The sequence below is a fragment of the Kitasatospora sp. NPDC048298 genome (genome assembly GCF_043201465.1).
Lineage (GTDB): Bacteria > Actinomycetota > Actinomycetes > Streptomycetales > Streptomycetaceae > Kitasatospora.
In genome coordinates this window covers 45,353-65,237 of sequence record NZ_JBICYZ010000035.1, presented here as the reverse complement: position 1 = coordinate 65,237, position 19,885 = coordinate 45,353, and the positions used below count along the sequence as shown (strand labels likewise).

The 19,885-nt window shown below is 74.2% G+C and carries 16 protein-coding genes and 1 riboswitch; of the genes, 3 read left to right on the top strand and 13 right to left on the bottom strand.

Features of this window, described 5'->3' with window-relative positions:
- Positions 1-15 precede the first annotated feature (15 nt).
- Genes ACGF0D_RS24890 through ACGF0D_RS24880 form a run of 3 tightly spaced genes read right to left on the bottom strand, consistent with a single transcriptional unit; the run spans position 16 to position 2,935 of the window.
- Positions 16-849: an ABC transporter ATP-binding protein gene (locus ACGF0D_RS24890; RefSeq protein WP_392919726.1), complete on the bottom strand. Its 834-nt coding sequence runs from the start codon at positions 847-849 to the stop codon at positions 16-18.
- Entirely contained in the window at positions 846-1,940 is a 1,095-nt protein-coding gene (locus ACGF0D_RS24885) for a FecCD family ABC transporter permease (protein WP_392876667.1), read from the bottom strand. Before ACGF0D_RS24885 ends, ACGF0D_RS24890 begins: the two co-directional genes overlap by 4 nt.
- Positions 1,937-2,935: a FecCD family ABC transporter permease gene (locus tag ACGF0D_RS24880; RefSeq protein WP_392876670.1), complete on the bottom strand. Its 999-nt coding sequence runs from the start codon at positions 2,933-2,935 to the stop codon at positions 1,937-1,939. Before ACGF0D_RS24880 ends, ACGF0D_RS24885 begins: the two co-directional genes overlap by 4 nt.
- 91 nt (positions 2,936-3,026) lie before the next feature.
- On the opposite strand from ACGF0D_RS24880, the gene ACGF0D_RS24875 reads away from it, so the two are divergent.
- A complete protein-coding gene (locus ACGF0D_RS24875) occupies positions 3,027-3,989 on the top strand; it encodes an ABC transporter substrate-binding protein (RefSeq protein ID WP_392876673.1) in 963 nt (320 codons plus the stop codon).
- A gap of 110 nt (positions 3,990-4,099) precedes the next feature.
- On the opposite strand, the gene ACGF0D_RS24870 is transcribed toward ACGF0D_RS24875, so the two are convergent.
- Complete coding sequence (locus ACGF0D_RS24870; RefSeq protein WP_392876676.1) at positions 4,100-4,519, bottom strand: MarR family winged helix-turn-helix transcriptional regulator; 420 nt, start codon at positions 4,517-4,519, stop codon at positions 4,100-4,102.
- A 69-nt stretch (positions 4,520-4,588) separates the two neighbouring features.
- Here ACGF0D_RS24870 and ACGF0D_RS24865 point away from each other — a divergent pair, with 69 nt between their 5' ends.
- Complete coding sequence (locus ACGF0D_RS24865) at positions 4,589-5,443, top strand: SDR family oxidoreductase (RefSeq protein ID WP_392919725.1); 855 nt, start codon at positions 4,589-4,591, stop codon at positions 5,441-5,443.
- A gap of 98 nt (positions 5,444-5,541) precedes the next feature.
- On the opposite strand, the gene metE is transcribed toward ACGF0D_RS24865, so the two are convergent.
- Positions 5,542-7,857, bottom strand: a complete 2,316-nt coding sequence (gene metE / locus ACGF0D_RS24860; protein WP_392919722.1) for a 5-methyltetrahydropteroyltriglutamate--homocysteine S-methyltransferase — start codon at positions 7,855-7,857, stop codon at positions 5,542-5,544.
- A gap of 156 nt (positions 7,858-8,013) precedes the next feature.
- Positions 8,014-8,241, bottom strand: a riboswitch (cobalamin riboswitch).
- Between the two features lie 72 nt (positions 8,242-8,313).
- The gene (locus ACGF0D_RS24855; RefSeq protein ID WP_392919719.1) at positions 8,314-8,784 is read right to left on the bottom strand and encodes an acyl-CoA thioesterase; all 471 of its coding nucleotides are present in this window, start codon (positions 8,782-8,784) and stop codon (positions 8,314-8,316) included.
- 497 nt (positions 8,785-9,281) lie between these two features.
- On the opposite strand from ACGF0D_RS24855, the gene cobF reads away from it, so the two are divergent.
- Positions 9,282-10,040, top strand: a complete 759-nt coding sequence (gene cobF / locus ACGF0D_RS24850; RefSeq protein WP_392919716.1) for a precorrin-6A synthase (deacetylating) — start codon at positions 9,282-9,284, stop codon at positions 10,038-10,040.
- 78 nt (positions 10,041-10,118) lie between these two features.
- On the opposite strand, the gene ACGF0D_RS24845 is transcribed toward cobF, so the two are convergent.
- The 7 genes from ACGF0D_RS24845 to ACGF0D_RS24815 all read right to left on the bottom strand — a co-directional run bounded on the left by ACGF0D_RS24845 (position 10,119) and on the right by ACGF0D_RS24815 (position 19,747).
- Positions 10,119-10,571, bottom strand: coding sequence for a MarR family winged helix-turn-helix transcriptional regulator (locus ACGF0D_RS24845; protein WP_392876690.1), 453 nt, complete (start codon positions 10,569-10,571; stop codon positions 10,119-10,121).
- A complete protein-coding gene (locus ACGF0D_RS24840; RefSeq protein WP_392919714.1) occupies positions 10,571-12,034 on the bottom strand; it encodes an MFS transporter in 1,464 nt (487 codons plus the stop codon). The genes ACGF0D_RS24845 and ACGF0D_RS24840 overlap by 1 nt, the downstream gene beginning before the upstream one ends.
- A 160-nt stretch (positions 12,035-12,194) precedes the next feature.
- The gene (locus ACGF0D_RS24835) at positions 12,195-12,551 is read right to left on the bottom strand and encodes a zinc ribbon domain-containing protein YjdM (protein WP_392876696.1); all 357 of its coding nucleotides are present in this window, start codon (positions 12,549-12,551) and stop codon (positions 12,195-12,197) included.
- Between the two features lie 53 nt (positions 12,552-12,604).
- Complete coding sequence (locus ACGF0D_RS24830; RefSeq protein ID WP_392919711.1) at positions 12,605-14,404, bottom strand: SulP family inorganic anion transporter; 1,800 nt, start codon at positions 14,402-14,404, stop codon at positions 12,605-12,607.
- A 324-nt stretch (positions 14,405-14,728) separates the two neighbouring features.
- Positions 14,729-15,775, bottom strand: coding sequence for an IPT/TIG domain-containing protein (locus tag ACGF0D_RS24825; RefSeq protein ID WP_392919708.1), 1,047 nt, complete (start codon positions 15,773-15,775; stop codon positions 14,729-14,731).
- Positions 15,776-15,900: 125 nt separating this feature from the next.
- On the bottom strand, positions 15,901-18,012 hold the full coding sequence (locus ACGF0D_RS24820) for a HelD family protein (protein WP_392919705.1): 2,112 nt from the start codon (positions 18,010-18,012) through the stop codon (positions 15,901-15,903).
- A gap of 115 nt (positions 18,013-18,127) precedes the next feature.
- Positions 18,128-19,747 (bottom strand): ADP-ribosyltransferase domain-containing protein, encoded by a 1,620-nt coding sequence (locus ACGF0D_RS24815; protein ID WP_392919702.1) that lies wholly within the window; start codon positions 19,745-19,747, stop codon positions 18,128-18,130.
- Positions 19,748-19,885 lie beyond the last annotated feature (138 nt).

Here is a 19,885-nt window from a genome sequence, read left to right as displayed (position 1 = left end):
GCGCCGCCCGGGAGGTCAGCGGGTCCGGGGGGCGAGGCCGACGGGGCAGACGACCGGGGTGCCGTGGACCGGGTCGGTGAGGATCGCGCTCTCCACCCCGTACAGCTCGCGCACCAGCTCCGGGGTGACGATGTCGCGCGGCGCGCCCTGGGCGGCGACCTTCCCGTCCCGCATGGCCACCATGTGGTCGGCGTAGCGGCAGGCGGTGCTGAGGTCGTGCAGGACGAGGACGACGGTGCGGCCGCGCGTGGTCAGGCCGCGCACCATCTCCAGCACCTCCAGGGCGTGGCCCATGTCCAGCGCCGAGGTGGGTTCGTCCAGCATCAGGATGTCGGTGTCCTGGGCGACGGCCATGGCGATCCAGGCGCGCTGGCGCTGGCCGCCGGAGAGGGTGTCCAGCGGGCGGTCGGCCAGCTCGTGCAGGTCGGCGGCGGTGAGCGCGTGCTCGACCGCCTCGGCGTCGGCGGCGGACCACTGCCGCAGCAGGCCCTGGTGCGGCTGGCGGCCGTAGCGGACCAGGTCACGGACGGTCAGCCCGTCCGGGGCGGTGGCGGACTGCGGCAGCAGGCCGATGATCCGGGCGATCGCGCGGGTGGAGAGCGAGGTCAGCGGCTTGCCGTCGAGCAGCACGGCGCCGGAGCGCGGGGCGATGGTCCGGGCGAGGCCGCCGAGCAGGGTGGACTTGCCGCAGCCGTTCGGGCCGACGATGACGGTGACCTGCTGCCGCGGCAGTTCGAGGTCGAGCTCGCGGACCACGATGGTGCGGTCGTGGCCGAGGCTGAGCGCACTGGTCGCCAGGCGGTGGGCCGGGGCGGCGGTGGTCGCGGCAGTCGCGGTGCGGGCGGTCATGCGGTCCTCCGGGGACGGGTGGTGAGCAGCAGCCAGAGCAGGTAGGGGCCGCCCACGACGGCGGTGACCAGGCCGGCCGGCACCTCCAGCGGCGACAGGACGGTACGGCCGATCAGGTCGGCGAGCAGGGTGAAGGCGGCGCCGGCGGCGGCCGAGGTGAGCACCGGCACGCAGCGCGGCCCGGCGATCCGGCGGGCGGCCTCGGGCGCGGCGAGCGCGATCATGCCGAGCGGTCCGGCGACGGCCACCGCCAGGCCCGCGCAGACCACGGCGACCGCCAGGACGCCGATCCGCAGGCCGCGCACCCGGACGCCCAGTCCGGTGGCGACGGCGTCGGAGAAGCGCAGCAGCGACAGCCGCCGGCCGAGCAGCACGGCGGCGGGCAGGCAGACCAGCAGGCCGAGTTCGAGGAGGCCGACGGTGTCGGCGTCCCGGCTGTTGAGGGTGCCGACCGTCCAGCCGTAGGCGGAGTTGGCGGCGTCGATGGCGGCGCGGGAGAGCATCAGGTTGGTCACCGCGCCGAAGACCGCGCCGATGCCGAGGCCGACGACCAGGAAGCGGTAGCCGTTGCGGCCGGCCCCGCCGCCGAGGGCGAAGGCGAGCGAGGCGGCGGTGGCGGCGCCCACCAGGGCGGCGGCGGAGGGCAGCAGCTGGGTGGCGACGCCGGTGACGGAGGCGACGGCGAAGGCGGTGGCGCCCTCGTTGAAGCCGACGGTGTCCGGGGTGGCCAGCCGGTTCTGGGCGAGGGTCTGCATCAGGCAGCCCGCGACGCCGAGGGCCGCGCCGACGGCCAGGGCCGCCTCGGCGCGGGGCAGCCGCAGCTTCTCCACCAGCAGCACGTCGCGCGCGGTGCCGTCGCCGAAGGCGGCGCGCAGGGCGGTCACCGGGTTCAGGTTCGTCTCGCCGACGGCCAGGCAGACGGCGGTCACCGCGACCACGACGAGCAGCAGGGCGGTGCAGCCGAGCAGCGGCCGGACCGGGACGAGCACCGAGCGGCCGCCCAGGGCGAGCAGCCGGGTGCCGGGTGGGGTCGACGGCAGGGGCGCGGCCGAGTATGTGTCGGGGTTCGGGGCGTTCAGGGTGGGGGTCACAGCGCGGGCATTCTGTGCGAGCGGACGACGGCGACCAGGACGGGGGCGCCGCACAGGGCGGTCATCACGCCGAGCGGCATCTCGTACGGGCGGGCCACCAGTCGGGAGGCCACGTCGGCGAGCAGCACGACGGCCGGCCCGAGCAGGGCGGAGACCACGAGCAGTCGGCGCAGGTCGGGGCCGACCAGGGCCCGGGCGGCGAAGGGCACCACCAGGCCGACGAAGGAGACCGGCCCGGCGATCGCGGTGGCGGCGCCGACCAGCAGGGCGACGGCGGCCACCGCGAGGGCGCGGACCCGGCGGGGCTTGTGGCCGAGGCCGGTGGCGACGTCGTCGCCGAGGCTGAGCGCGGTCAGCGCCGGGCCGGAGAGCAGCGCCAGGACCAGGCCGAGCAGCAGCACCGGCAGCACGGCCAGCAGTTGGTCGGTGCCGCGGCCGGCGACCGAGCCGATGGTCCAGAACCGGATCTCGTCGGCGGCCCGGGCGTCGGACAGCAGCAGTACGGAGGAGCCGGCGTTCATCAGCCCGCTCAGCGCCGCTCCGGCCAGCACCAGCCGGACGGGGTCGTCGCCGGTGCCGCGCAGCCGGGCGGCGCCGAGCGCCAGCAGGCAGCCGGCGGCGGCGCCCAGCACGGCGACGTACGGGCCGACGCTCGCCGCGCCGGCGCCGAGCACGATCGCGATCACCACGGCGAAGGAGGCGCCGGTGCTGACCCCGAGCAGGCCGGGCTCGGCCAGCGGGTTGCGGGCGGCGGCCTGGAGCACGGTGCCGGCCACGCCGAGCGCGAGGCCGACCGCGAGGGCCACGGCGGTGCGCGGGGCGCGCAGGTGGAACACGGTGAACCGGGAGTCGGAGTCGCCGTCACCGAGCAGGGTGGCGAACGCCCGTGACGGCCCCACATCGCCCGCGCCGAGCAGCAGGCTCGCCAGTACGGCGAGCAGCAGGATCCCGCCGGCGGGCAGCAGTCCGCGCAGCAGGAGTGATCGGGTTGTCACACCGGGCCTCCCCCGTCAGGGCATTACGTATGGTTAGGCTAACCTCAGAAAAACGGTTCGTCCGTAAACTACCATTGCTCGGAGAACACCCATGCTTGGCACCCGCATTACCAAGACCCTGCTCGGCGCGGCCGTCGTCGGCGCCCTCTCCCTGGGCCTGACCGCGTGCGGCTCCTCCGGGTCCGACGGCTCCGCGGGTGACTCCGGCTCCTCGTCCACCGCCGCCGCGAAGGACGGCAAGCGCAGCATCGACACCGCCTTCGGCGCCGTGGAGGTCCCGGCCGAGGCCAAGCGGGTCGTCGCCCTCAACGACACCTCGCTGGACACCGCGCTCTCACTCGGCGTCACCCCGGTCGGCACCAGCTCCAGCCGCGGCGGCACCACCGCCCCCGCCTACCTGAAGGCCGACGCCATCCCGCTGGTGGCCACGGTCAAGGAGCCCAACATCGAGGCCATCCTCAAGGCCACGCCCGACCTCATCCTGGCCTCCTCGGGCATCGAGAAGTCCCAGTACGAGAAGCTCTCCGCGGTCGCCCCGACCATCGTCCCCAAGGCCGGCGACTGGCGCTCGGTGCTCGCCGTGTACGGCGACGCGCTCGGCCACAAGGACGACCTGACGGCCAAGCTGGACGCCCTGGACAAGCGCGCCGCCAAGGCCGGCGAGGGCAGGACCGGCAGCGCCGTGGTGATGCGCTGGATGCCCAACGGGCCGATCGTGATGAACACCACCAACATGCCCGGCGACCTGCTGAAGAAGGCCGGCGCCGGCACCATGCCGATCGCCGACGACCTGGGCGCCCAGCCCCACTCGGACCCGCTGTCCCTGGAGAACCTCAACAAGGCCGACGCCGACCGGGTGTTCGTCGCCACCCTGAACGCCGACGGCGAGAAGGCCCTGGAGACCGCCCGCAAGCAGGAGGCCTTCACCCGCCTCAAGGCGGTGGGCGCCAACCAGCTCATGGGCGTCGACGGCCAGGTGTGGAGCAGCAGCTCCGGCCCGATCGCGGCGGAGAAGGTCGTCGAGGACATCGAGAAGGCCTTCGGCGCGAAGTAGCCCCACCCGGCGGGGAATTCCCCCCCCCCCCCGAGATTTTCCGAAGGGATTCCGAAGGAGTTCCGAGGGAAGGGCCGCAGCCCCCCGGACAACCGTCCGGGGGGCTGCCGTCATGCCTCCAGGACCAGCCGCAGGAGTTCGCGCAGGGACTCCCGCTGCTCGGCGCCGAGCCGGGCCAGCGGGTCTCCGGTGAAGGGCATCCGGGCCCGCAGGTCGGCGGCGACCTCGCGCCCGGCGGCGGTGGCGGCGACCCGCTTCACGCGGCGGTCGGCGGGGTCGACGCTGCGCTCGACCAGACCGCGGGACTCCAGCCGGTCGATGATCACCGTCACGTTGGACGGCTCCGCGTGCAGCTTCTCGGCGATCCGGCGGGTCGGGACCGGCGCTTCGGCCGCGAGCAGCGCCTTGGCCTGCAGCGCGGTCAGCTCGTGGACCGCCGCGGCCGCCTCGGACTCCCGGCCGTAGCGGCGGTTGATGGCCGCGAAGAGTCCGACGATCTCCGGGGTGAGGTCATCCGATGGGTGGGGCATGACCACCAGGGTATCGAGGTGCTTGACAAAGTGAAATATCGGGCCACATAGTTATGGATCATATTGGTTATGAACCATAAGCATATGGAGTCCAGCGCGATGAGCAACAAGACCGTCCTGATCACCGGTACCTCCTCCGGCATCGGCCTGGCCACCGCCGTCGCCGCAGCCCGCGGCGGCTGGCACGTGATCGCCACCATGCGGAACACCGCGAAGGCCGGCGCGCTGCTGGCCGCCGCCGAGCAGGCCGGGGTCACCGTCGACGTCCGGGCGCTGGACGTCACCGACCCGGCCTCGGTCGAGGCCTGCCTGTCCGGCGTCGACCGGCTGGACGCCCTGGTCAACAACGCCGGCGCCGGCCACGTCGGCACCCTGGAGCAGGAGAGCGTCGACGACGTCCGCGCCGTCATGGAGGTCAACTTCTTCGGCGTACTGCACGTCACCAAGGCCGCCCTGCCCCTGCTGCGGGCGAGCAGGGGCCGGGTGCTGACCGTGACCAGCGTCGGCGGCGTGGTCGGCCAGCCCTTCAACGAGGCGTACTGCGCCGCCAAGTTCGCGGTGGAGGGCTTCATGGAGTCCCTCGCCCCGGTCGCGGCCACCGCCGGGGTGTCCGTCAGCGTGGTCGAGCCGGGCGCGGTGGCCAGCGAGTTCGTCAGCAACGTGGGCCTCACGGACGACGCCGCCGAGCAGGCCGGCCCGTACGCGCCGGCCCTGGCCAACTACCTGGACCGCACCCGCAACGCCTTCGCCAACGCGCAGACGGCCGAGGACGCGGCCGAGCGGATCCTCGGCCTGCTCGACGCCGAGCGCCCCGCCTTCCGGCTGCTCACCTCCGACGCCGCCCGGGCCTTCGCCGGGGTGAAGCTCAAGGACCTCGACGGCTCGGCCGTGCAGACGCTGACCGCCGGCTGGGTCAACCCGTGATCACCCGGGCCGCGGGGCCCACGAGGTGGAGGTAGCGGCCCGGGTCCGGGGGTGAGCGCCACGGGTCGCCGTGCCCACCCCGCCGCCGTACTGCTCCGTCAGCCGGCCAGTTCCTCGCGCAGCGTCCGGGCGGCGCCGACCAGGCTCTCCAGCGAGGCCCGGGTCTCCGGCCAGCCGCGGGTCTTCAGCCCGCAGTCCGGGTTGACCCAGAGCCGCTCCGCCGGGATCGCCGCCAGGCCGGCGCGCAGCAGGGAGACCGCCTCCGCGGTGCTGGGGACGCGCGGCGAGTGGATGTCCCACACGCCGGGGCCCACCTCGCGCGGGTAGCCCGCCTCGGCGAGTTCGCCGGCCACCTCCATGTGGGAGCGGGTGGCCTCCAGCGAGATGACGTCCGCGTCGAGGTCGTCGATCGCGGTCATGATCGCGCCGAACTCGGCGTAGCACATGTGGGTGTGGATCTGGGTGTCGGCCCGCACCCCGGAGGTGGCCAGCCGGAAGGCCTCGGTGGCCCAGTCCAGGTACGCCGGGCGGGCGGCGGCCCGCAGCGGGAGGGTCTCGCGCAGGGCCGGCTCGTCCACCTGCACCACGGCCGCGCCCGCCGCCTCCAGGTCACCGACCTCGTCGCGCAGGGCGAGGGCGACCTGGCGGGCGGTGTCGGCGAGCGGCTGGTCGTCGCGGACGAAGGACCAGGCGAGCATGGTGACCGGGCCGGTGAGCATGCCCTTGACCGGGCGGTCGGTCAGGCTCTGCGCGTAGCCGAACCAGTCGGTGGTCATCGGGTGCGGGCGGGAGATGTCCCCGGCCAGCACCGGCGGGCGTACGTACCGGGTGCCGTACGACTGGACCCAGCCGTGCCGGGTGGCGAGGTAGCCGGTGAGCTGCTCGGCGAAGTACTGGACCATGTCGTTGCGTTCGGGCTCGCCGTGCACCAGGACGTCCAGGCCGGCCTTCTCCTGGTAGGCGATGACCTCGCGGACCTCGGCCTCCATCCGCTCCCGGTAGGCGGTCGCGTCGATCCGACCCGCCGTCAGATCGGCGCGCGCGGTGCGTAGTTCGGTGGTCTGCGGGAAGGAGCCGATGGTGGTGGTCGGCAGCAGCGGCAGGCCGAGCCGGGCGCGCTGGGCCTCGGCCCGCCGCGGGTAGGGCTGGGCCCGGCGGGTGTCGTCGGCGGTGACGGCGGCGGCCCGGGCGCGCACCGCCGGGTCGTGGGTGATCGGGGAGTTGGCGCGGGAGGCGAGGTCGGCGCGGTTGGCGGCGAGCTCGGCGGTGATCGCGCCGGTGCCCTCGCGCAGGCCGCGGGCGAGCAGCGCCGCCTCGCCGGCCTTCTGCTTGGCGAAGGCCAGCCAGCGGGCGATCTGCGGGTCCAACTCCCGTTCGGCGGCGGCGTCGAGCGGGACGTGCAGCAGTGAGCAGGACGGTGCGACGTCGACGGTGCCGGCGAGCCCGAGCAGGGTCGCCAGGGTGGCCAGCGACTTCTCCAGGTCGTTGATCCAGATGTTGCGCCCGTCGATCACCCCGGCGACCAGCCGCTTGCCGGGCAGGCCGCCGACGGCGGCGAGGTCCTCCAGGTTGGCGGCGGCCGGGCCGGTGAAGTCCAGCGCCAGGCCCTCCACCGGGGCCTTGGCCAGCACCGACAGCGCCTCACCGAGCCGGTCGAAGTAGCTCGCGACCAGCAGCTTGGGCCGCTCGGTGAGGGCGCCGAGCTCGCGGTAGGCCCGGGCGGCGGCGTTCAGCTCGGCCGGGGTCCGGTCCTGGACCAGCGCGGGCTCGTCCAGCTGGACCCACTCGGCCCCCGCGGCCCTGAGCGCCGCGAGCAGCTCCGCGTAGACCGGCAGCAGCCGGTCCAGCAGGGTGATCGGCTGGAAGTCCTCGGCCACCCCGGGGGCCGGCTTGGCCAGCAGCAGGTAGGTCACCGGGCCGACCAGCACCGGACGGGCGGTGTGGCCGAGCGCGAGGGCCTCCTCGAACTCGCCGACCGCCTTGGCCGGGTTCGCGGCGAACACCGTGTCCGGCCCCAACTCCGGTACCAGGTAGTGGTAGTTGGTGTCGAACCACTTGGTCATCTCCAGCGGCGCGACGTCCTGGTTGCCGCGCGCCATCGCGAAGTACCCGTCCAGCGGGTCGGCGTCGACCGCCTCCCGGTGCCGCGGCGGGATCGCGCCGACCGCCACGCTGGCGTCCAGCACGTGGTCGTAGAACGAGAAGTCACCGGTCGGGACCTCCCCGACCCCCGCCTCGGCGAGCTGGGCCCAGTTGGTCCGGCGCAGGTCGGCCGCGGTCGACAGCAGCGCCTCGGCCGTGACCGCGCCCTTCCAGTAGCCCTCGATCGCCTTCTTCAGTTCACGGTTACGACCCTGCCGGGGGTAGCCGTACGCGGTGGCCACGGACGCCGCGGCTGCGGACTTCGCTGTCAAGGGACTCTCCTTCGCGAGCCTGAATCCTCAAGTGCACCGGTGGTGGCACGAGGACGCGAAGGGATGACGAACCGGACGGACACCCGCACCCGTGCACGGCTCCGCCTGGTATGGTCGCCGACCCGCCCACGAGGTCACCGGATGGCCGCACGCGAACGGTCGCGTACGGGCAGTGGCAGGTCTTCGGACTCGCGGGCACGCCCACCCGGCCGAAACCGGGACGGACACCTACTGGCCGTCGCTTCCCAGACCCGTCCCGGGTCCAGTGCGTATGACGGCGGTCGTTCCCACTCACCGCTGCGGGGCAGTCCCGGATTCCCACCGGGTTCCCTCTTGCGACACCCCGCCTGGCGGACGGGGCGAACCAGCTGCGTCGCCAGCTTAGGGGCAAAGCGTCGCCGTCGAGGCGGAAATCTCGAAAGCCGTCTGCATGGTGAGACGCCGCGGCTGCGGCGGCTACTCGACCGACTCGCGCTCCGGCCCGTTGCGGTCGGCGCGCTGCTCGTCGCGGGCGCCCTCCGAGACCAGCTCCGGTACCGGGTGCGGCCTGCCGTCCGAGTCGACCGCCACGAAGACCAGCTCCGCCGTCGCCACCCGGGTCACCGGCCCGGCGAGGTTCCACCGCTCCGAGGTCACCTCCACCGACACGTCCATCGAGGTCCGCCCGACGCGGCCGACCCGGGCGCGGACGGTGAGGAGGTCTCCCGCCCGGACGGGCGCGAGGAACGACATCCCCCGGACCGAGACCGTGACCGCGGGAACACCGGCGTGCCGACCCGCGGCGGCGGCAGCCGCGTCGTCGATCAGCTTCATCATCACGCCGCCGTGCACCGAACCGTAGAGGTTGGTGTCGTGGTCGCTCATAATGTGGGCGAGGGTGACCGCCGAGTCGGCCGGGGTGCGGGAGAGGACAGCGGGACTGGTCACAGCGACGGCCCGCCCGTCATGGCGCCGTGGAAATCGTGGTCGGCGTTCCGCTGCACGGAACTCTCCTTCGTGAGGTCGCGCACCTCGGGCACGCCGAGGAGCGGGCAGCCGTCCGTATACGGCCCACCCGCACCATCGGCCCGCCCTCGGGGTCGTGGTGGGCCGCGAGCCACCACGGCACGCGGGCAGCGGCAGGTCTTCGGACTCGTGGGCGCGCCCTCCCGGCCGAACCGGGACGGACACCCACCGGTCGTCGCTCCCCGGACCCGTTGCCGGGCCCGGCGCACAGGACGGCGGTCGTTGCCGCTCGCCGCTGCGGGCGGTCCCGGACTCCCGCCGGGTTCCCTCGTGACGACACCCCGCCCGGCGGGCGGGGCGAACCAGCTGCCCCGCCAGCTTACGTCCATCCGCGCAGCTCACAGCCACCGCCCACCGCTTCGGTCGGCCACGTACGGCCCCCGGGCCCGTACGCCGGGGCGGACGGCAGAATGTCCCCCATGCGGCACATCTTCGTCATCGGCATCGGTGCGGGCGACCCGGACCACCTCACCCTGCAAGCGGTCAAGGCGATCGGTCGTACCGACGTCTTCTTCATCCTCGACAAGAGCGAGGAACGGCAGGACCTGATCGCGCTGCGCCGCCGGATGCTGGCCGAGCACGGACGGCCCGGGCACCGCGTGGTCGAGGTGCCGGACGCCGAGCGGGACCGCACGACCCCGGCGCACGCGGCCGCCGTGGACGACTGGCGCGTCCGCCGCGCCGACCTGGTCGAGCAGCTGCTCGCCGAGCACCTCGGCCCGGGCGAGAGCGGCGCGTTCCTGGTCTGGGGCGACCCGGCCCTCTACGACAGCGTCATCGCCGTGGTGGACGACGTGTCCACCCGGGGCGGCGCGCCGTTCGAGTACCAGGTCGTCCCTGGCATCAGCAGCGTCTCCGCGCTCGCCGCCCGGCACCGCACCACGCTGACCAGGGTCGGCCGCCCGGTGCAGATCACCACCGGCCGCCGCCTGGCGGAGGGCTTCCCCGAGGGGGTGGACGACGTGGTGGTGATGCTCGACGGCCGGGCCGCCTTCACCGAGATCGACCCCGAGGGGCTGGAGATCCACTACGGCGCCTACCTCGGCACCCCCGACGAGGTGCTCGACTCCGGGCCGCTCGCCGAGGCGGCCCCGCGGATCCGTGAACTGCGCGAGCGGGCCCGGGAGCGCAAGGGCTGGATCATGGACACCTACCTGCTCCGGCGCTCGGACGGCTGACGGCACGCGAGGCGCGGCACGCGGCTGACGGCTCACCGCTGACCGATGACCGGGTCAGGAGGTGAGCCGGCCGCGGCCTCAGTCCAGCAGCTTCGCCAGTACCCGGTCGAGCGCGCGCAGGTCCTCCGGCGGCAGCCCGAGCAGCGCGTCCGGCGGGGTGCTGAGGATCGCGGTGGCGAGCGACGCCTTCGCCTCGCCCTCCTCGGTGAGGTGGACCAGCTTGGAGCGCCGGTCGGCCGGGTTGGTGATGCGTTCGGCGAGCCCCCGCCGCACCAGGTCGTCCACGATGACGGTGGTGTACGGCGGGTCGGCGGTCAGCCGCTCGGCCAGCTCCCGCAGGGTGATCGGGCCGGCGGCGAGCCGGCGCAGCGCCCTGACCCGGCTGAAGCTCATGCCCAGGGCGTCGGCGACGGTCTTGCGGCGGTCGTGGCGCTCCAGCACGAGCGCGTACATCCCCTGCCAGACCCGGGCCGCCGTGGCGGCGTCGGCCCCGCTCCCCTTGGGGTGCCCGCCGGTGTCAAGGCGCTCCATCAGGCGTCCACCGTCTCCTTCGTCTCCTCGGTTCCCTCGGCCGGCTCCTGCTCGGCGAGCCGTCGCGCCGCGCGCTCGGCCGTCGCCCGGGCCCAGCGGCCGGAAGTGAGCGTACCGGTGACCAGCACGGCCGCCCCGCAGCCGGCGATGATCCACCAGGCCGTCCGCGCGGCCCCGGTGAAGGCCGCCGGGTCCGCCAGGGCGGTCCCGGCCATCAGGGCGCCGGTCACCGCGACGCCCAGGGACTGGCCGACCTGCCGGCTGGTGGAGGCCACGGCCGCCGCCACCCCGGCCTGCGAGCGGGGCATCCCGGAGACGGCGGTGTTGGTGATGGGCGCGTTGACCAGGCCGAAGCCGGTGCCGAAGAGCAGGAAGGCGACGACCAGCAGCCCGGTCGGCAGGTGCTCGGAGTAGCCGACCGCCTGGAGCACGGCGCTCGCGGTGAGCGTCGTCCCGGCCAGCAGCAGCGGCGTGCGCGGCCCCCGGGTGGCCACCATCCGGCCGGACAGCGGCGCGGTGAGCAGCGACATGACGGCCATCGGCAGCATGAACAGCCCGGCGTGCAGCGGGTCGACACCCCGGACGTCCTGGAGGTACAGGGAGCTGAGGAACAGGAAGCCGCCGAGGCCGGCGAAGGCGGCGACCGCGATCACGGTGGCGCCGGAGAACGGTGCGGAGCGGAAGAACCGCAGGTCGATCAGCGGGTCGGTGCGCCGGGGTTCGTACCAGAGCAGGCCCAGCAGGGCGGCCAGCGCGGCCGCGGCGCAGCCGAGCACCAGGGGTGAGGTCCAGCCGCGCTCCGGCGACTCGATGATCGCGTAGGTGAGGGCGGCGAGCAGCACGATGACCAGCAGCTGGCCGATCGGGTCCACCCGGCGGGTGCGGGCCGCCCGCGACTCCGGCACGTAGCGGGTGGTGAGGAAGAGTGCGGCCAGGCCGATCGGGACGTTGATCCAGAAGATCGCCCGCCAGCCGGCCGACTCGACCAGCGCGCCGCCGATGATCGGCCCGGCGGCCATGCTGATGCCCACCACGGCGCTCCAGACGCCGATGGCGCGGGCGCGCTGCCGGGAGTCGGTGAAGGTGTTGCTGATGATCGACATGGCGACGGGGTTCAGCATCGAGCCGCCGACCGCCTGCAGCATCCGGGCGGCGATCAGCCAGCCGAGCCCGGGGGCGAGGCTGCACAGCAGGGAGGCCCCGGTGAACACCACCAGCCCGATCCGGAACACCCGGCGGCGGCCGATCCGGTCGGCGGTGGAGCCGGAGAGCATCAGCAGGCTCGCCAGTACCAGGGTGTAGGCGTCGATCGTCCATTGCAGTCCGGACACCGAGGTGTCCAGGTCGCGCCGGATGGCGGGCAGGGCCACGTTCAGGATGGTGTTGTCGAGGCTGACGATCAGCAGGCTCATGCAGCAGATGGCGAGCACGAGCCAGGGCCGCGGTCGAGCGGCATCGGGCATGACGAACGCTCCCTGATTATTTGTGTTGTTGTAATCATTGTGAGCATATAACTAAATCGGGCGACGGCTCCACCCCCGCCCCTTGCGGAGGCCCCCGGACGACGAAACGGCCGCGCCCCGCCGATCTCCTCGGCGGGGCGCGGCCGTTCAGGCGCGCGGGTCAGGCCTTCTTGACCACGCTGGACTTGAGCTGCATCGCACCGAAGCCCTCGATCCGGCAGTCGATGTCATGCCCGTCGACACCGTCCACCAGCCGGATGTTGCGCACCTTGGTGCCGGCCTTGATGCCGGAGACGCTGCCCTTGACCTTGAGCGCCTTGACCACCGTGACGGTGTCGCCGTCGTTCAGCACGTTGCCGACGGCGTCCTTGATCACACGCTCGCCGGCCGGCGCTCCGGCCTGGTCGCCACCGCCGGGCACCCACTCGTGGGCGCACTCGGGGCAGACCATGAGGGCGTTCATCTCATAGGTGTACTCGCTGGAGCACTGCGGGCACGGGGGGAGGTTGTCGCTCATGAGTTCAGATTATCCAGGGTGTTCGGGGGTGGCCTGCGGGACGGGTGAGGAGGTCAGCGGGGGTTCCGGCGCCGGTGGGCACCGGCACCGGCGGCCGCGCGGTCGCGGTCGGCGGGGGCCGTGCGGTCGTGGTCGGCGGCGGCCGACCGCTCGCGCAGGTGGGTGCGGGCGTGGGCGATGGCCTCGGGGGTCGTGGCGAAGACGTGCCCGTCGGCGCGCAGCCCGTCCAGCACGCCGAGGGCGTCCAGCGGGCGGTGGTGTTCGTCCCGCACGCCGGAGACCAGCACCAGGGTGCCGCGCCGTCGGAGCGCGGAGATGGCGTCGCCGAGGACGGTCGCGCCGCTGGCGTCGATCGCGCTGACCCGCGACATCCGCAGGATCGCGACCTCGACCTCGGCGGACTCGGTGAGTTCGAGCAGGAAGCGGTGGGCGGCCGCGAACAGCAGCGGCCCGTCGATCCGGTAGGCGACGATGTGCTCGGCGAGCAGCGCCCGCTCCTCCTCGCCGTGGTCGCCGCGGTCGGGCCGGGGCCCGGGCACCTCCCGTTCTGAGGCCTCGGGAGGCTCGGCGAGCAGCGGGACCTGTTCCACCCGGGCCGCCCGGGCGACGGCGGCGAGCGCCAGGGCGCCGGAGACCAGCACACCGACCACCACGGCGGTGACCAGGTCGAAGGCCAGGGTGGCGACGGCCGTCAGGGCCAGCACGGCGGCCTCGCCGCGCCCGGTGCGGGCCAGCGCCCGCAGCGAGCCGACCTCGACCATCCGGACGGCGGTGGCGATCAGCACCCCGGCCAGCGCCGCCAGCGGGATCCCCGCGACCAGCGGCGCGGCGGCGAAGACGATCACGGCGAGCACCCCGGCGTGCACCAGGGCGGCGAGCCGGGAGGCGGCACCCGACCGCACGTTGACGGCGGTACGGGCGATCGCGCCGGTCGCGGCGACGCCGCCGAACAGCGGGGCCGCCAGGTTCGCCAGCCCTTGGCCGAACAGCTCGCGGTCGCTGTCGTGCCGGCCCGACACGCTCATCGCGTCGGCGGCCGTCGCGGACATCAGGGACTCCAGCGCGGCCAGCGCGGCGACGGCGAACGCGGAGGGCAGCAGCGCGGGGACGGCGGAGAGGTCCACGAAGCCGAGCGAGGGCGCCGGCAGCCCGCCGGGCAGGTGGCCGATGGTGGCGACGGGCAGGCCGGCCAGTTCGGCGGTGACGGTCGCGGCGACGACGGCGATCAGCGAGAACGGCAGCGCGGGCCGCAGCCGTACGCCGACCAGCATCACGGCGGCGACGGCGAGCGCCACGCCGACGGAGGCCCAGTGGGGCGCGGCGGCGAAGTCGCGCACCGCCCGGGCCGCGACCACGGCCGGGTTGTCGCCCTCGGGCTTGCGCACCCCGAGCGCGCCGGGCACCTGCTGGAGGGCGATGACCCCGGCGATGCCGACGGTGAAGCCCTCCACCACGGGCACCGGCACGTACACCATCCAGCGCCCGGCCCGGACCAGGGCGAGGACCACCAGGAGCACCCCGGCGAGCAGGCCGACGGTCAGCACGCCGTCGGTGCCGTAGCGGGCGACGATCGGGACGAGGACCACGGTCATGGCGCCGGTCGGCCCGGACACCTGGAGGTCGGAGCCGCCGAAGACGGCGGCCAGCGCCCCGGCCACGACGGCGGTGGCCAGTCCGGCCTCGGCGCCGGCACCGGAGGAGATGCCGAAGCCCAGGGCCAGCGGCAGCGCCACGATCGCCACCGTGAGGCCGGCGAGCAGGTCCCTGCGCGGGGCGCGGCCCATGGTGGCGAGGATCGCCCGGGTGGGCAGGACGGCCCGCACCCGGTCGCCCACGACGGTGGCGAGACTCATTCCGCGCCCGCCTCCGACCGCCGGGCGGGCGGCCGCTGTTCGCCGATTGCCGCGCTCACGACCGCCCCTTCCTGCGTCCGACGGCGCCCGGACGCGCCTTCCACCGGTTCAACGGCACGACAGCATGTATGAACTTGAAGAATTTTTCAAATCACTTGTTTCGCATGTGATGGATTCCGACAGTAGTGGCGTCCTGCGGTCGATGGTGGTCACGGAAACGGCCGGCCCCGGTTGCCGGGGCGCTGCTCGCCCTGGCTTCCGGGGCCGGTCCGGCCGCCGGGTCCGGTCCGGTCTCCGGATCCGGCCCGGCGGCGGTGAGCCGCGCTACGGCGCGTAGGTGAACGCCACCGGGCCGCTGGTGCCGCCCGCCGTGGTCACCGTGACGTCCACCGGCCCCGGCTGGTCGGCCGCCGGTGCGGTGGCGGTGCACAGCCGCGGGCCGCAGGAGTGCCGGGTGGCGGGCCGGCCGCCGAAGGAGACCGTGCCGCCGGCCAGGTCGTCGCCGGTCACGATGACCGCGGTGCCGCCGCCGACCGGACCCGAGGGCGTGTTCAGGCCGGAGAGCGAGGGAGCCGGCGGGGGCGGCGGCGGGGCGCCGGTGTAGTCGAAGGCCGCCGGGGCCGTGACCTTCCCACCCGGTCCGACCACCGTGACGGCGACGCTGCCCGAGCCGCCGGGCGTGGTCACCGTGCAGGCGGTGTCGGTGCAGGTGCCGGGCGCCGGGACGCCGCCGACCAGCACCATCGCGCCCTCCATGCCGACGCCGGTGACGGTCACGGGGGTACCGCCCGCGCCCGGTCCCGTGGTGGCGCTGACGTCGTCGATCCGCGGCTGCGAGCCGATCAGCGGCGGCAGCAGGCCGATGCCGAGCAGGTAGGTGGAGACGTGCCCGGTCGGGATCGTGTCGTTGGCGTTGGCCACCCGCGCGGTGACCGCGCCGGTGACCGGTCCGGCCCCCTCAGCGACGACCGGGATCTTCATGAACTCCTCGGTCCCGGAGCGGCGGTTGCCGGACAGGACGGCCTCCAGGTGACGGCCGTCGGGCGAGACGGTCTCCGTGAAGGTGTAGTCGTTCGGCGTGGAGTAGAACATCGCGCCGCCGGTGGTCACGCCCGGCGGCAGGTCGACGGTGAAGTGGGTCGGCCCGGCGAGGTCCTCGGTGCCGAACGCGCGCCAGGACACCGAGAAGACGCCGTACCGGTTCTGCTCGGTGGGGTAGTTCCCGGCCTGGGTGAGGACCACCCGCTGGCTGATGACGGTGGCGGTGCGCGCTTCGCCCGGGAGGTCGGTCGCCCCCGCCGGAGTCGCGGCGGCGGTCAGGGACAGGGCTGCGGCAAAACCGGCTCCCGCCAGTCTGATGATCGTAGGCATACGGAAATCCTCCCGGGCGCCCGGCAGTTCGGCGGCCGCTTTTCCGAATTGCCCGGAGCGGCACCGCATTTGGCGCGATCCCGCACCCACCCGCGCTCCCGGCCCTGCCGTCACCCGCCCTGCCGTCACCCGCCCAACGGCGCGGGCAGCGGCCGGGCATGCAGGACGTCCAGCCGGGAGACCGCCCTGGTCACCACCACGTACAGCCGGTGCAGACCGCGCGGCTCGGCCTCCACGATGGCGGCCGGCTCCAGCACCACCACGTGGTCGTACTCCAGCCCCTTCACCAGGGAGGCCGGCAGCACCGTCACCCGCGCCGTGGTGCCGACCTGTTCGGCCGCCCCGGTCGGGATGCCCGCGGCGAGCAGCGCCTCGGCGGTCCGCGCCGCCGCGCCGTCGGCCGCGATCACCGCGATCGAGCCCTCGCGCTCCAGCGCGGCCCGCACCGCCGCGACGGCCGCCGCGTCCAGGCCGCCGTCGGACACCCGCCGCACCGTCAGCTCACCGTCCCGGCGCAGCGACACGGCCGGCGGCACGTCCACGTCCAGCGCGCCCAGCAGGGTGTTGGCGAGCTCCGTCACGGCGGCGGGGACGCGGAAGCCGGTGGTCAGCGGCACCACCGCGGCCTGCGGCTTGCCCAGGTGGGCGAGCTGCTCGGACCAGCTGCGGGCGGCCCACGGGGCGGTCGCCTGGGCGAGGTCGCCGAGGACGGTCAGGGAGCCGAAGGCGCTCCTGCGGGCGATCGCCCGGCACTGCATCGGGGAGAGGTCCTGGGCCTCGTCCACCACGACGTGGCCGAAGCCGGCCGGGCGCTCGATCAGACCGGCCACCTCGTCCAGGAGCATCAGGTCGTGCTCGGACCACGCGGCGCTCCGCTCCGAACGCGGCGGCCGGCGCCACAGGATCGCCACCTGCTCCCCGGGGCCGAGCACCCCGTCGGCGGCCTCGGCCAGCACCGCCGGGTCGCCCAGCAGGGCGGCGACCACGGTCTCCGGCCGCAGCCGGGGCCAGGCGGTCTCCAGGAAGGCCGCGACCGGCTTGCAGCGGCCGACCTTCCGCGTCCAGGCGCCGGACCGCACGCCCGTCCGGCGCTCGGCCTGGTCCTGGAGCATCGCCACCACCCGGGTGCGCAGGCTCTCCCGGCCGACGGCGTACGGCGGCGCCTGCTCGCGCAGTTCGGCGACGGCCCGGTCGAGCTGCTCCGGGGGCACCCGCCACCGGTAGGAGCCGTCCGGGACGACCAGCGGCTCCGCGGCCGCCGCCCGGATCCGGCCGTACAGCGCCCGGCGCAGCACCGTCGCCATCCGCCCGTCCTGTTTGACGGCGGCGGCCCGCTCGTCGTCCACCGAGGTGACCGGCCGGGTGGCGACCAGGTCCTCCACGGTGCACTGGCCCACGTCGATCTCGCCGAGCGCGGGGAGCACCTCGGCGATGTAGCGCAGGAAGGTCCGGTTGGGGCCGATGACCAGCAGGCCGCCGCGCTGGATCCGCTGCGGGAAGGTGTAGAGCAGGTACGCGGCGCGGTGCAGCCCGACGGCGGTCTTGCCGCTGCCGGGCGCGCCCTGCACGCACACCGACTCGCCCAGGCCGCCCCGCACCAGCGCGTCCTGCTCGGGCTGGATGGTGGCGACGATGTCCCGCATCGGGCCGGTGCGGGGCCGTTCGATCTCGGTGGCCAGGATGCCGTCCGCGCCGCCCTCCCGGATCCCCGGCGCACCGCCGTCCGCCGAGCCGACTCCGCCGGGCCCGCCGGGCCCGCCGAGGGGTTCGTCCTCCAGCCCGGTCAGCTCCTCCGGCGCGCCCAGGCTCCAGGGCGCCCAGCCGAACCGGCGGCGCCGCGCGAGCCCGAGCGGGGTGTGGGCGCTCGCCTGGTAGAACGCCCGGGAGACCGGGGCCCGCCAGTCGACCACCAACGGCGGCACCGTCGGGTCCTCGGAGATCCTCCGACGGCCGACGTAGTAGCGCTGCCGCCGGTGGTCCCCGGCCTCCGCGGTGTCGGCGAAGTCCAGGCGGCCGAAGAACGACGGGCTCTGCGGCAGCTCCTTCATCCGCTTGGCGCGGGTGCGCAGGTACCGGCCGAGCGCCTCCGCGCTGGCGCCGTCGCCGGAGACGTCCTCCGCGGCGACGACCTGGAAGTCCGCGTCCTCGACCTGCCGGGCCGTCGCCTCCCGGCAGACCTCGACGTAGGCCCGCTCCCGTTCCAGTTCGCCGCCGAGGTTCCCGGTTTCCGAGGTCATCGTTCGCGTCCCTTCCTGCACCACGGGCCCATCCGCCGCTCGACGTCCAGCATAACTTAACCAAGTAAAGATACTGACTTGGTCACTGGACGGGAGCGGGTCCGGCCCTGACACCTCAGGACACCAGGGGCGCCTCCTCCAGCTCGGTCAGCGTCACCGTGCACAGACCGCCGCGCTCGACCCGGACGTCCGTGACCTCCAGCTGCGTGCCGGGCAGCAGGATGAACTCCTCCTCGCCGGTGAACGCCGAGAAGTTCTGGATGCCGGCGGCCCGCACCGGGCGCACCTCGAAGAGCGTCCGCTTGCCCCGGCTCCCCAGGAAGGACTGCGCCACCCCGAGCTTGGAGGTGCAGGAGGACACGCCCCACCACGTCACCGTCTTCCCGAGCGGGTACTGCCGCCGCAGGTCCAGCGACACCCCTCGCCACAGTGGCGCCGTCCGGACGGGCAGCCGCGACACCGCCGCGAACAGCAGCCGCAGGTACGGCAGGTACGGCACCAGCCGGCCGCGGTCCGGCGAGCGCAGCACCGCGTTGATCTCCCGGTAGAACGCGGACTCGCAGGTGTAGAGGTAGAGCGCGGCGATCTCGTCGGCGGACAGGCCGGCGACCCCCTCGTCCGCCCGCCGCTTGCCGAAGTCGTGCGACAGCGAGACGTGCCGGTCCAGGCCGCGCAGCAGCTCGGCGACCGGCGACACCGCCTCCCGGAAGCCCGCCGGCGGAGCGTCGAACACCCCGGTGATGGCGGGCAGGACGAGGCCCTCGTCCTTCACTCCGGCGAGCCGGTCCAGGTAGAGCTGGTGCAGCTCCATGGTGGAGGCGATGAAGGCGCCCATCCGCTCGGCGACCCCGTCGTCCGCCCCGCCGCCCTGCGCCGCCGCGGCGTTCCACCCGGTGCTGGGCAGCCAGTCGACCTCGTCGGCGCCGAGCGAGGCGAGCGCGGCGTTCACCGTGGCGAAGTGCTCGCCGTCGCAGAAGATGTCGCCCTGGGCCGCCGGGTTGGCGTGGTCGATGTGCCGGACCTCGACCTCGGGGTACTTCTCCTGCAGCCGCAGCACGACGTTCTTCAGGCTGCGCGCGTGCGCGCCCCACCAGGCGAAGACCACGTAGCGGTCCTCCTCGGCGGCCTGCTGCTTGGCACGGAGGATCTCCTCCACGATCCGCTCGGCGACCGGCCGCCAGAACGCGGTGTGCTGGTCCGGCCCCATCGCGCCGTCGCTGCTCGCGGTGAGCGCCGCGTTCAGCAGCAGCACGCCCTGGGTGAGCATGGCCTGGAACCACTCCGGCGGCTGGACCGTCTCCCGCTTCTTCAGCAGCGCCCGTATGTCGGCGATCGGCGTCTTCTTGGGAATGCCGTACTTCCACATCGCCGCGGCCTTGATGAGGCAGCGGATGCTGATCACCCGGCCGAACTGGCTGTCCTTCCAGTCGTGGAAGGTGTTGTCGAACATCGCGATGCCGGTGGCGCTCTCCGGCCTCGGGTACGGGTTCTGGCCGAAGACGACGACCTTCCACTTGTGCGGCGCGTGCGGCTTGAGCGCCTGGAAGGTCAGCTCGCGGACCGGGACGACCTCCGGACCGCGACCGGGGCCGATGAACGAGGCCGCGCCCGGCTGCGCCTCGATGACCGGCTTCAGCAGCGGCAGCCACGGCTCGCCGCCGCCGGTGAAGAGCTCCGCGAGGGCGAGCGGGTCGTTCGGGTCGGGCTGGGTGGCGGGGGTGTCGACGGCGCTCATGGTGGTGCGACTCCGGCTGGTCGGGACCGTACGAATGACAGACGAACGGCAGGTGATGGCCCGTCAGCTTCCCTGGCGGACAGCACAGTCCTACCAGCAGGGTCTGACAATCCCGGCCGCCCCGACCGGCCCACCGGC